This window comes from Caldimonas sp. (assembly GCF_046291045.1).
Classification (GTDB): domain Bacteria; phylum Pseudomonadota; class Gammaproteobacteria; order Burkholderiales; family Burkholderiaceae_C; genus Caldimonas.
In genome coordinates this window covers 1-11,975 of sequence record NZ_JBKBSL010000059.1, presented here as the reverse complement: position 1 = coordinate 11,975, position 11,975 = coordinate 1, and the positions used below count along the sequence as shown (strand labels likewise).

The following is an 11,975-nucleotide window of genomic DNA, read 5'->3' as shown; positions in this document are numbered from 1 at the left end:
AGGTGGTCCCACTCCTTCCCATCCCGAACAGGACAGTGAAACGCCTCAGCGCCGATGATAGTGCGGTCTCCCGTGTGAAAGTAGGTCATCGTCAGGCTACATCCCCTCAACCCCCACCCCCTACCAAGGCGGTGGGGGTTTGTTTTTGCACGACCGAAATTCGATCGACTCTTGCGCGATCAGACATCAAGGATCGTCTCGCCGTCGCGCCGCAGCGCTCCGGAGGCGCACAAGGCCTCCAGGACGGCCGCTTGCCAAGCCGGCCAGGGCTGGCTGGAGAAATACCGCTGATGGAGCAGGCGGACGTAGGGGGTGGCGTCGAGCCAGGCGAGCAGTTCAGGCCACGTCTGGCAGCGTACTTCAAGCAGGTGGAACTTCACCAGCACCTTGGCGGCGTACCAGGCGTGACGGACGGGGTCCGCCTCGAAGCCGGCCAGCTTGGCCAGGGCGCGGTCGACAGCAGCTTCGACGTCGTCGAAGACGCTGCCGTGACCGGGAAGAACCCGGCGTGCACCCAGGCTGCGGATCAGCCCGAGCGTGGCGCGCACATCGTCGAAACCCGGCTCGCCGACCAGTTCGGGAAAGACCACACCAAAGCCGTTCTCCCACAAGGCATCGGCCGAGATGAGCAGGCCGTCCTGGCCATCGAACAGCATCAGGGCATGGGGATCATGGCCGGGGGCGCCGATCACTTCCCAGCGGCGCCGGCCCTGATGCAGCGTGTCGCCTGGCTTCAGCGCAGCCCCGGGGACGAAGCGGTCGCAGCGCTGGCCGGTGACCTGGAAGCTGAGACGCTCGGGATCCCAGTCCAGGGCCGCTTGGTACTCCGACTGAGGCACCCAGATCGGCGCGCTATGGCGCCGGGCCAGTGCGGCGTTGCCGCCGCAGTGGTCGGAATGCAGATGGGTGTTGACGATCGCGCGCAGCCGTCGCCCCTGCAGGGCCTGCTCGACCAGCGCAAGTGTCTGATCTGCATGGCTCACGTAACCGGTATCGATCAGAATCGCGTCGTCCCGATCATCGTCGAGCAGCAGGATGTTGTTCGACGACAGCCAGCCTCGCTCGAGGACGAGAATGTCGTCGGGCAGTGGCCGCATGGGCAGTGCAAGGCTCAGCTGCGCAGTTCGCGGCGCAGGATCTTGCCCACGTTGGACTTGGGCAGGTCGTCACGGAACTCGATGTACTTCGGCCGCTTGTACGCGGTGAAGTTTTGCTTGCAGTATTCGATCAGATCCTCCTCGACGAGGGTCGGATCCTTCTTGACGACGAAGAGCTTGACGGCTTCGCCGGACTTGGCGTCGGGCACACCGACCGCCGCGCATTCGAGCACGCCCGGGTGCAGGTTGACCACCTGCTCGATCTCATTGGGATAGACGTTGAAGCCCGAGACCAGGATCATGTCCTTCTTGCGGTCCACGATCTTCACGTAGCCACGCTCGTCCATCACACCGATGTCGCCGGAGCGGAAGAAGCCATCGGGGGTCATCACCTTGGCGGTTTCGTCGGGGCGGTTCCAGTAGCCGGCCATGACCTGCGGGCCGCGGATGCAGATTTCGCCGGGCTGGCCGAAGGGCAGATCCCGGCCGTCGTCGTCACGGATCGCGATGTCGGTGGAGGGGATCGGCAGGCCGATGGTGCCGGTGAACTCCTTGAGGTCCAAGCGGTTGCTGGTGGCCACCGGCGAGGTCTCGGACAGGCCATAGCCTTCGACGACGGGGCAGCCGGTGATCTTGAGCCATTTGTCGGCGGTGGCCTGTTGCACGGCCATGCCGCCGCCGTTGCTGACCACGAGCTCGGAGAAGTCCAGGCGGGCGAAGTCGGGTTCGTTGGCCAGGGCGTTGAAGAGGGTGTTGACCGCGGGGAACATGTTGACGCGGTGCTTCTGCAGCGTCTTGATGAAGCCGGGAATGTCCCGCGGGTTGGGGATGAGCAGGTTCATCGAGCCCAGGCGCGCGCCCATCATGTAGCAGATCGTCAGCGCGAAGATGTGATAGAGCGGCAGCGCGCACACGACGGTGAGTGGCTTGTCGCCCAGCTTGTCGAGCATGGGCTTGAACCAGGCCTCGGTCTGGAGGATGTTGGCGATGACGTTGCGGTGGGTGAGCGTAGCGCCTTTGGAGACGCCGGTGGTGCCGCCGGTGTACTGAAGGAAGGCGACGTCGCTGGGCGACATCGGCGGGCGCTGCAGGCTCATGCGGTGACCCTCGGCCAGGGCCATGTTGAAGCGGGTGACGGTGCGCCCTTGGTCGATCGGCAGCTTGAACTCGGGCACCATCTTGCGCACGTGGCGCACGACGAAGTTGACGAGCAGGCCTTTCCAGAAGCCGAGCATGTCGCCCATCGCAGCCAGCACGATGTGCTGCACGGGGGTGCGGTCGATCACCTCTTGCAGCGTGGTGGCGAAGTTCTCGAGGAGGATGATGGCCTTGGCACCGGAGTCCTTGAGCTGGTGCTCGAGTTCACGTGGGGTGTACAGCGGGTTGACGTTGACGACGGCGAAACCCGCGCGCAGCACGGCCGCGATGGCCACCGTGTACTGCAGCACGTTGGGCATCATCAGGGCGACGCGGTCACCGCGTTGCAGCCCCTTGGACTGCAGCCAAGCGCCCAGGGCGGCAGACATCTCGTCGATGTCGCGGTAGGTGATGGCCACGTCCATGCACATGGCGGCACGGCGTGAGGCGTGCTTGCGGAAGGCCTCCTCCAGCAGCTCGGGCAGGGACTGGTAGACGTCGACCTCGACCTCGGCCGGCACACCGGGCGGGTAGTGGTTCAGCCAGGGCTTGGTCTCGAGCGCAATGGAAACGGCAGACACGGTGACTCCAGATCGAGGAAACGTTCCCGATTCTTGAAGGCGGGCCGGTTCATGCCAACGGTAATTGCACTAACGCACGGTCGTTCGCTCGACGGGGGTCTGTCGCCAAGGCGACAGCATCGGGGGCGAACAGTCGTTCCATCAGTTCACGCTCGCGGGTCTCAATGCAACGCAGGAACTCTTCGGCGCCGCCGATGGCGCGGAAGGTGTCGAAGCCGGCCTCGAGGAAGCGCTGCAGGTCGCCCAGGCCGGCGGCTTTGGCGGGGCCACGCATCATGTGCAGGCTGGTCCGCAGCAAGGGCTGGCGGGCGTAGCCGTCGAGCGAGCGGCCCACGGCCAGGGTGAGCTCGAGCTGCAGGCGGCGCTGGTCGGCTTGGCCGCACGCCTGCCAGGCCCGCACGTAGCGGGCCGGGTCGAGGGGCAGGCCGTCCAAGGCCTGCGCCATCCGCGTGTCCAAGCGCTCGGACAGGGCGTGCAAGCGCGCCAGGCGCAGCACGGTCTCGACGATGTGTCGCGGGAACAGGCGCACCAAGGTCGGCACGATGCGGGCGAATTGCGCGTCGCGCAGACTGAAATCGCCCGGGCCGTAGAGCTCGTCGAGGAAGAAGCGGGCCGCCGGACCATGGCGGGGGCTGGCAAGCAGGTCGGCGTAGGTGTGGCGGAAGCGGGCCTGCTGGTAGCGCTTGAGGGCTTGGACGCGCGGGCCGAGGGCCGGGTCGGCAGCACGCAGGGCGCGCTGGCGGGCGACCTCGCGCAGTTCGTTCAGGATGTCTTCGGCCTGGACGGGCATGTCCGGGATTGTCGGGGTTAGCCTGGGGGTGGGTTAGTGGAGGCACCCTAGGCCGCAGGGCTTGGCGGGTGCCACACTGGCGTCGATGCAGAGACGAACCTTTCTTCGCTTGAGCTTGGGCTCAGCCCTGGTGTTGGGCACCTTGGGCGCAGGCTTGGCGTGGTGGCGCCCAGGCCTGGAGCAAGGGCGGTTCACGGCGGCGGCGCGACGGGTGTTGGCGAGACTGTGCGAGGCGGTGCTCGATGGCAACCTGCCCGAAGATCCGATGGCCCGTGAGGCGGCCCTTCAGGCGCAGATGGTCCGTCTGGAGGCTTTTGCGGCCGGGCTGCCTGCGGCCACCCGAGGTGAACTGGGGCAGTTGCTGGGCCTGCTGGCCCTGCCACCGGGGCGGCGTTGGTTGGCAGGGGTGGCGCCGGACTGGGCCGAGGCCTCGGTGGTGCAGGTGCAGGAGGGGCTGCAGGACATGCGGCTGTCCTCGCTGGCTGTGCGCCGTCAGGCCTATCACGCGCTACGGGACATGATCAATGGCACCTACTTTTCCGACCCGGCCCAGTGGCCGGCACTGGGCTATCCCGGCCCGGCCGATCTTTGAGGGGCGTCTGCGATGAGCCGGCGTCCCGATCCGGTGGCTGAAGGCCTGTCGCGGGGCTGGCAGGTGCTGGGAGGGAGCCAAGCCCTGCCCCCTGAGCACATCGATTGCGATGTGGTGATCGTGGGCAGTGGGGCGGGGGCAGGCATCACGGCCGAGCTGTTGACGCAGGTGGGGCTGGATGTGGTGATCGTCGAGGAGGGGCCGCTGCGCAGCAGCCGAGATTTCCGTCAGCTCGAGAGCGAGGCTTATTCTCAGCTGTACCAGGAGAGCGCGGCTCGCAAGACGGCGGACAAGGCGATCAACATTCTGCAGGGGCGCTGTGTGGGGGGGTCCACGACGGTGAACTGGACGAGTTCCTTTCGCACGCCCGATGCCACGCTGGCCTACTGGAAGGAGCGCTTCGGTTTGCGCGATGTGGACCCGCAGGCGATGAGTCCGTGGTTTGCGCAGGTCGAACGGCGGCTGCACATCGGTGCGTGGTTGGCGCCGCCCAACGAGAACAATGACCTGCTGCGGCGCGGTGCAGCCCGGCTTGGCATCGCCGCGCCGGCCATCTTGCGCAATGTGAAGGATTGCTGGAATCTGGGCTCGTGCGGCATGGGCTGTCCGACCAATGCCAAGCAGTCGATGCTGGTGACCACGATCCCGGCGGCACTCGAGCGCGGTGCGCGTTTGCTGGTGGAGACCCGTGCGCTGCGCTTCGAGCATGATCAGGGGCGGGTGGTGGGCCTGCTGTGCGTTCCAGTGCAGCCCAACGGGGATGTGGCTGCGGGCCGGCCGGGTACGCGCATCCAGGCGCGGCACTATGTGGTGGCCGGCGGTGCGATCAACTCGCCGGCCCTGCTGTTGCGCTCACAGGCTCCGGATCCACACGGCTTGCTGGGGCGCCGCACGTTTTTACACCCGGTCGTCATTTCTGCAGCGAGTTTCGATCAGCGCGTGGAGGGCTGGCAGGGGGCGCCCCAGACGATCTATACGGATCACTTCTTGGACGCCCATCCGATCGACGGTCCGATGGGTTACAAGCTGGAGGCGCCTCCGCTGCATCCGGTGGTCTTCGCCACGACCTTGTCAGGTTTCGGTCGGTCGCAGGCCGAGCTGCTCGCCCAGTTCGCCCACACGCATGCGCTGTTGGCGCTGCTGCGCGACGGGTTCCATCCGGACTCCCCGGGCGGGCGGGTCACGTTGCGTGGCGATGGTTCGCCGCTGCTGGACTACCCGCTGAACGACTTCGTGATGGACGGGGCTCGCCGGGCGTTGCTGAGCATGGCCGAGATCCAGTTCGCAGCTGGGGCTCGGCAGGTGATTCCGGTGCACGAGATGGCCCGGCCCTACGCCACGTGGCGGGAGGCTCGCCAGGCGTTGCAGGAGCTGCCGATGAAGCCGTTGCTCACGCGGGTGGTGAGTGCCCATGTGATGGGCGGCTGCGCGATGGCTGCGAACGAAGCTCACGGCGTGGTTCGGCCTGACGGCCGGCATTGGCAGCTCGAGAACCTCAGCGTGATCGACGGCTCGATCTTCCCGACCAGCATCGGGGCGAACCCGCAGCTGTCGGTCTATGGTTTTGCGAACCGTCTGGCCACTGGATTGGCCACGCAGTTGACCGGGCGGACCCCGGTGCTGGCATGAATGAGCGGGGGCGGGCCGTGAGTGTCGCGGGGGCGACGAGCCGCCTGGCTCGCTTGCAGCAGGCGCTCACGCTGAGCCTGGGCGTTTTCGTGGTGGGCTGGGCGGCCATGGCCTGGGCGTTGGGGCGGCCGGCGTGGATGGCGCTGGGCGCGGGGATCGTGGTGGCCGGGTATGCGCTGGTGATGGCGCTGGAATTCGTGCTGGTGGCCTGCCTGCATGACGGCGATCCGGCGCCGCGGGCGACGGCACGCCAGTTGCTGCGCGCTTGGTGGGGCGAGGTGACGACGGCGCCTGTGGTCTTTTGCTGGCGACAGCCGTTTTTCTGGGACGCCGTGCCCGACCGGCCGGACGTCGGGCCCGGACGGCGGGGCCTGGTGCTCGTGCATGGCTTCGTGTGCAACCGGGGCCTGTGGACGCCATGGCTGCGCGAACTGACGCGTCAGGGGCATCCCTTCGTGGCCGTCAACCTCGAGCCGGTGTTTGGCTCCATCGATGACTATGCCGACACGATCGAGGCGGCGGTGCGCCGGATCGAGGTGGCCACAGGACTGCCGCCCGTCTTGGTGTGCCACAGCATGGGCGGACTGGCGGCGCGAGCGTGGTTGCGGCGCTGGCGCTCGTACGACCGCGTGCACCGCGTGATCACGATCGGAACGCCCCATCATGGCACCTGGCTGGCACGCTTCGGCCTGGCGAACAACACCCGGCAGATGCGCCTGGCCCATGCCTGGCTCGAGGCGCTGGCGAGCGAGGAGCCGGCCTCATGTCGCAGGCGCTTCACCTGTTTCTACGGGCATTGCGACAACATCGTGTTTCCGGCATCGACCGCCACCCTGGCCGGCGCAGACAACCGGCATCTCGAGGCCACGGCTCACGTGCGCATGGCCTTTCACCCGGCGGTGTGGGACGAGGCGATGCGCTGGCTGTCCGTCGTGGAAGGTGGAGACGCCCAGCCGCCTGAGGTGCCTCAGGACCGGCGCTTGCAGATGCGGTATTCCACCTCGTAGATCGAGAAGAGTCCGCACAGGTAACGCTCGAAGAGCTCGATGCCGAGCGTGCTGCGGTTGACCACGCTGTTGAGCAGGCCGCTGAGCATGGGCACGCGCACACCCAGCAGGCGAGGGCGCGCATAAGGCTTGAAGCCCACGCGCACCTGGTCGAGAGACCAGCCGGGGATCGTGGCATAGCGTGGTACGGTACGGTGCAGGCAGGAATGCTCGCAGAAGTAGCTGAAGGTGTGGACGCCGAAGAAGAGGCGGTGGGTGGGATCGGAGTAGAAATATGGGTTGGAGTAGTGCGGCACGATGATGTGCAGGCTTCCTCCCGGGCGCAGGACCCGATCGATCTCTAGCAGCATCGGCCGCAGGTGGTGGCCGTCCACATGCTCGAGGAAGTGGCGCGTGTAGACGTCCTGTACGCTGTGGTCCGGCAGGCTGCGCAGGTACTCCATCACGTCCATGCGGACGTCCACCGCGCTGCCTTCACCGATGTCGATGCCGATGAATCCTGGGATGCGTTTGGAGCCGCAGCCCAGGTTGAGCCGCAGGCCGTCCGAGGGGGGCGGCGCCGGTGTGGACGGTTCGATCAGTCGTTCGGTCTTCAAGCCTGTTCCCGGTTCATGTCGAATGCACGGACTGCGGGGCGTGCGCAGGGTGCAGCAGTTGCGCGAATGCCGCATCCCAGGCCCGACAGACGGTGCCCAGGTCGTGGTGCTGCAGCAACCGCTGTCGGGCCGCCTGTACACGGCGTTCGCGTTCGCCGGCATCGGCCATCAGGCGGCCCAGGCCCTCGTCCCAGTCGTCCAGAACGGCCAGACCTTCGAACTCCTCGTAAGAAGGGATGCGGTCGGCTGCCACGGCCAAACCATTGTAGAAGGCCGTTGCCAGCCGGTTGAGGGTCTTGCAACGCGTGAAGGGGTTGAGCTGGGCCGGGATGATCGCGATCGCGTGGCCGGCCAGGGCCTGCCGGAACACGGCGGGCGACCAGGGGACATAGAGGGTCGGCAATGTCCAATGGCCCAGGTGTCGGCGGAAGGCTTCCTCGCTGTTGCTCACCACGGTCAGGCTGAGGCCCTGGGCGCGATGGTGCGCATGCAGCGGGCGCTCGATGCGGGTCAGATCCTGCAGGCCGCCGTCGGCGTAGCTCGCGCCATGGTTGCCGAACCACAGCAAGCGGCGGCCGGGCGCGATGTCGCGCGATGCCAGGAAGCGCCGCAGGCGCCAGGCGTGCCAGCGCTGCTGCAGCGTGACCCCGCCCACCGGCAGTGCCGTGTCGAGCGGATCGCCGATGACTTGGACCGGCCGGTCGCCCGCGGTCTCCTGGCGAATCACCTCGGCCAGGGCAGGCGTGGAGGCGACCACCAGGTCCACCTCCTGCACGGCACGGCGCAGGGCGGCGGCGCGCGCCCGCCACCGAGGAGCCTCTTCCTTGGCGTAGAAATGGTTGTCGCACAGATCGAGGATCAGGCGGGTTCCATGCCGGTGGCGCAGGTCCAGGGCCTGGTTCAGTGAGGCCTCGTCATAACGTTTGCCCAGGACGAGGGCATGCGGTGCGGGTTCGTGCTCCACGAACAGGCCTGCGTCCCGGCCGGCCAGGCGCAAGCCGTCGATCACCTGCAGGCAGCGGATCCGGGTGCTGGCGACCAGGGGATCGCTCGAATGGGGCCAGAACCGCAGGCGCGGGCGGTTGGCGACGGACGGGCCTTCCCGTTCGCCGCAGGGGGCGGGTGGTGTCGAATCCATGGTGAGGGCGCAAGGACGCCGCGATGGGCTGCGGCAGCAGTGCCCATCGGGCACCGCCGCGCACAGTGTAGTCGCCTGCCGCCCGGGATACCCAGGCTCAGGCGGGCGGGAAGCGACGTTCTCCAGGCAGCAGCTCGCCGGCTTCCAGCGCAGGCAGTTGGCGCACGCGCGCGTAGATCGGCGTGAAGTCGGGGGCGGTGGCCAGGAAGAGCTGCTCGAAGCTGTCGATCACGAAGTAGGTGCGCTGGTAGGTGTCGATCTTGTAGCGCGTGCGCATGATGCGCTCGACGTCGAAGCCCACGCGCCTGGGCTCGGGTGAGGTGACGCTGTAGCGCAGCTCGCCGGTGGACGACAGGATGCCGGCACCGTAGGCGCGCAGGCCCTCGGGGGTGGCGATGAGGCCGAACTCGACCGTGTACCAGTACAGACGCGCCAGCAGTTCGCAGGCGTCGAGCCGGCTGGCTTTCAGGCCGCCGGCGCCGTAGGCCTGCATGTAGTCGGCGAAGACGGGGTTGAAGAGCAGGGGCACGTGGCCGAAGAGGTCGTGGAAGACGTCGGGCTCGACGACATAGTCGAACTCCTCGGGCTCGCGGATCCACTCGGTGACCGGGAATCGGCGCTCGGACAGCAGCTTGAAGAAGGCCTCCTCGGGGATGAGGCCGGGCACGGCCACCACCTGCCAGCCGGTGGCGCGCATGAGGCGCTCGCTCAGCTCGTCGAAGCGCGGGATCCGGTCGGGCTCGCCCAGGTGCGCCACGGCCTCGATGAACTCCCGGCAGGCCAGGCCCGGCAACTGGGCCGCCTGGCGTTCGTAGAGGCGGCGGTAGAGGTCGTGCTGGGCCGGGGTGTAGGCGGTCCAGTCCTGCTCACAGGTGTAGTCGGCGCGGGCGCGGGCGTAGTTGCCGCGCGGCGGACGCTCGCCTTCGCCGTAGGTGACGGGCGCCACGCCCTGGTTGACGCCGCTGTGGAAGTCGATGGCGGTGGAAGGGGCAGTCATGGCGCGTTCCTCGTGCGGGATGTCAAGCCGTGGTGGCGTCGGTCTTCAAGACGCCGCGGCGCATCTGGTCAAGTTCCATGGTTTCGAAGAGGGCCTTGAAATTGCCTTCGCCGAAGCCTTGGTTGCCCTTGCGCTGGATGAACTCGAAGAAGATGGGACCGAGCTGGTTCTCGCTGAAGATCTGCAGCAGCAGCTCGCCGGGCTGGCCGTCGACCAGGATGTTGCGGGCCTTCAGGCCTTCGAGGTCCTCACCGTGGTTGGGGATGCGCTTGGGCAGCAGCTCATAGTAGGTGGCACTGGTGGTTAGCAGCTTGATGCCCGCCATCTGCAGGGCGTCGACGGTGTCGTACAGGTTGGTCGAACCCAGCGCGATGTGCTGGATGCCTTCGCCGTGGTAGCGGTCGAGGTATTCCTGGATCTGCCCGGCTTTCTCGTTGCCTTCTTCGTTGATGGGGATGCGGATCTTGCCGCACGGGCTGGTCATGGCCTTGCTCTTTACGCCGGTGGCCTGGCCCTCGATGTCGAAGTAGCGCACCTCGCGGAAGTTGAAGATGCGTTCGTAGAACTCGGCCCACTCGGCCATGCGGCCGCGGTGAACGTTGTGGGTGAGGTGATCGATGTAGGTCAGACCATGGCCCAACGGGTGAAGCTCGGCGCCGGGCAGGGGCTCGAAATCGACATCGTAGAAACCGATGTTGCCGATCTCGCCTTCCTTGGCGCCGTTCTTGCCGCGCCACTTGTCGACCAGATAGATCAGCGAGTCGCCGATGCCCTTGATGGCCGGGATGTTCAGCTCGCCCGGGCCGGCCTGGTTGGCGTAGCCCCAGGCACCCAGGCCGATGGCGCGTTCGTAGGCTGCCTTGGCGTCGTGCACGCGGAAGGCGATGGCGCACACGCTGGGGCCGTGCAGGCGGGCGAAGCGTTGGGCGAAGGAGTCGGGTTCGGCGTTGAGGATGAAGTTGATCTCGCCCTGGCGGTACAGCGTCACGTTCTTGTGCCGGTGGCGCGCGATGGCCTTGAAGCCCATGCGTTCGAAGAGCTGGCCCATCGCGGCGGGATCGGGGGCGGCGTATTCGATGAATTCGAAGCCGTCGGTGCCCATCGGATTGTCCCAGGGGGTGAACTGCATGCCGATCTCCTAAGCGTGGGCAGACGCCGCGGCGCCTGCGGGTTGAGCTGTGTCAAGACTGTAGGCGGCGCACAGCGCAGTTTTTCTGCATTTTTTGAGCGGAATTGGGGGGTTGACGCTTGAAAAATGTGAAAATTCTCCAATGGACACACCCGTGACGCTCGATGCCATTGATCGGCGCATCCTTCGCGCGTTGCAGGCCAATGGCCGCATGACCTACGACGAACTGGCCGGTCAGGTGAGTCTGTCGCCGTCGGCGGCGCTGCGCCGCGTCAAGCGCTTGGAAGAGGCCGGGGTGATTGCCGGCTATGTGGCCATCGTCCCGCCCGAGCGGGTGGGGCTGGGGCTGACGGCCTACATCAATGTGCGCTTGGAAAAACACACCGAGAGCCACAAGCGCAACCCCATGGATCTGTTCCGCGCGGCAGTACAAAGCTGGCCCGAAGTGGTGGAGTGCGTGGCGCTGACCGGTGAGATGGATTACCTGCTGCGTGTGGTGGTGCAGGATATGGCCCACTACTCGCGCTTCATCATGGACACCCTGCTCAAGCACCCGAGCGTCGAGGATTGCAAGACCAGTTTCGTGCTCGATCGGGTGAAGACCACCACGGCTGTGCCGGTGTAATCCCTAGGCCCTTGCTGTCGCTTTGGCGACAGATGCGGAGCTTCCTGTCTCCACAATCGAACGGCATTTGTGCACGTCCGTGCATTTTGCAGTGCAGAAATCAAGAGGAGACAGACATGCAGTTTTCGCGTTCCAAGTGGGCCGCTGCGCTGGGCAGCGCCGTGTTGTTGGTGGCGTGCGGAGGCGGTGGGGATGGCAGCGCGCCTGAGCCGGAAGAGGTGCGTGCGCACGATGCGCGCACCTTCCCGCTGGATGAGGCGGCACTGGCTTTCGAGGCCTTGCCGGGGACCACGACCACGCGCTTGCATGGCGTGCTGGGCGGGGCGGGCTACCGCATCGAGGTGCCCGAGAACTGGAACGGCCGCCTCGTGATGTATGCCCACGGTTACCGAGGCACCAACGTGCCCTTGACGGTGAGCAACCCGCCGATTCGGGCCCACCTGATCGCCAACGGCTACGCCTGGGCGGCGTCGAGCTATAGCAAGAACTACTATGACGTGCGTGCCGGGGTGGAGGACACCAATGCGTTGGCGTTGGCCTTCTCGCGCCTGACCGGCCTGGCCGAGCCGACCCGGCGCTACATCATCGGCCATTCGATGGGCGGGCACATCACGGGCGCGGCGATCGAGGAAGAGACTTTCCGAACGGCCAATCATA

At 66.7% G+C, this 11,975-nt stretch carries 11 protein-coding genes, 1 rRNA gene and 1 pseudogene; 6 read left to right on the top strand and 7 right to left on the bottom strand.

Translation table 11 applies throughout. The features are described from left to right. Positions 1 to 97 (top strand): 5S ribosomal RNA (rrf, locus tag ACK4ZD_RS14795); the annotation flags it as partial. Positions 98 to 179: 82 nt separating this feature from the next. Here rrf and ACK4ZD_RS14790 read toward each other — a convergent pair. Genes ACK4ZD_RS14790 through ACK4ZD_RS14780 form a run of 3 tightly spaced genes read right to left on the bottom strand, consistent with a single transcriptional unit; the run spans position 180 to position 3,605 of the window. Continuing rightward, positions 180 to 1,097: an MBL fold metallo-hydrolase gene (locus tag ACK4ZD_RS14790; protein WP_409663745.1), complete on the bottom strand. Its 918-nt coding sequence runs from the start codon at positions 1,095 to 1,097 to the stop codon at positions 180 to 182. A 14-nt stretch (positions 1,098 to 1,111) separates the two neighbouring features. After that, positions 1,112 to 2,815 (bottom strand): long-chain-fatty-acid--CoA ligase, encoded by a 1,704-nt coding sequence (locus ACK4ZD_RS14785; protein WP_409663742.1) that lies wholly within the window; start codon positions 2,813 to 2,815, stop codon positions 1,112 to 1,114. 49 nt (positions 2,816 to 2,864) lie between these two features. Beyond that, positions 2,865 to 3,605, bottom strand: coding sequence for an FFLEELY motif protein (locus ACK4ZD_RS14780; protein ID WP_409663739.1), 741 nt, complete (start codon positions 3,603 to 3,605; stop codon positions 2,865 to 2,867). Positions 3,606 to 3,690: 85 nt separating this feature from the next. Here ACK4ZD_RS14780 and ACK4ZD_RS14775 point away from each other — a divergent pair, with 85 nt between their 5' ends. From ACK4ZD_RS14775 to ACK4ZD_RS14765, 3 genes are read left to right on the top strand one after another with little or no spacing between them, the layout of a single operon-like run. Continuing rightward, positions 3,691 to 4,197 carry a hypothetical protein gene (locus ACK4ZD_RS14775; protein WP_409663737.1) on the top strand — a complete coding sequence of 169 codons (507 nt, stop codon included), beginning with the start codon at positions 3,691 to 3,693 and terminating at the stop codon, positions 4,195 to 4,197. Positions 4,198 to 4,209: 12 nt separating this feature from the next. Next, entirely contained in the window at positions 4,210 to 5,826 is a 1,617-nt protein-coding gene (locus ACK4ZD_RS14770; protein WP_409663734.1) for a GMC family oxidoreductase N-terminal domain-containing protein, read from the top strand. A gap of 17 nt (positions 5,827 to 5,843) precedes the next feature. Continuing rightward, positions 5,844 to 6,833: an esterase/lipase family protein gene (locus tag ACK4ZD_RS14765; protein WP_409663732.1), complete on the top strand. Its 990-nt coding sequence runs from the start codon at positions 5,844 to 5,846 to the stop codon at positions 6,831 to 6,833. Here the strand turns inward: ACK4ZD_RS14765 and ACK4ZD_RS14760 are convergent. The 4 genes from ACK4ZD_RS14760 to hppD form a co-directional block, all read right to left on the bottom strand. After that, entirely contained in the window at positions 6,794 to 7,429 is a 636-nt protein-coding gene (locus ACK4ZD_RS14760) for a class I SAM-dependent methyltransferase (RefSeq protein ID WP_409663729.1), read from the bottom strand. The genes ACK4ZD_RS14765 and ACK4ZD_RS14760 overlap by 40 nt on opposite strands. A gap of 13 nt (positions 7,430 to 7,442) precedes the next feature. Next, positions 7,443 to 8,567 (bottom strand): glycosyltransferase, encoded by a 1,125-nt coding sequence (locus ACK4ZD_RS14755; protein WP_409663726.1) that lies wholly within the window; start codon positions 8,565 to 8,567, stop codon positions 7,443 to 7,445. Positions 8,568 to 8,664: 97 nt separating this feature from the next. Then, positions 8,665 to 9,564, bottom strand: a complete 900-nt coding sequence (gene phhA, locus ACK4ZD_RS14750) for a phenylalanine 4-monooxygenase (protein WP_409663724.1) — start codon at positions 9,562 to 9,564, stop codon at positions 8,665 to 8,667. A gap of 22 nt (positions 9,565 to 9,586) precedes the next feature. Next, on the bottom strand, positions 9,587 to 10,693 hold the full coding sequence (gene hppD / locus ACK4ZD_RS14745; protein ID WP_409663721.1) for a 4-hydroxyphenylpyruvate dioxygenase: 1,107 nt from the start codon (positions 10,691 to 10,693) through the stop codon (positions 9,587 to 9,589). Between the two features lie 142 nt (positions 10,694 to 10,835). Here hppD and ACK4ZD_RS14740 point away from each other — a divergent pair, with 142 nt between their 5' ends. After that, a complete protein-coding gene (locus ACK4ZD_RS14740) occupies positions 10,836 to 11,318 on the top strand; it encodes an Lrp/AsnC family transcriptional regulator (protein WP_409663718.1) in 483 nt (160 codons plus the stop codon). Positions 11,319 to 11,434: 116 nt separating this feature from the next. Then, positions 11,435 to 11,975, top strand: a pseudogene (locus ACK4ZD_RS14735) (alpha/beta hydrolase); the annotation flags it as partial.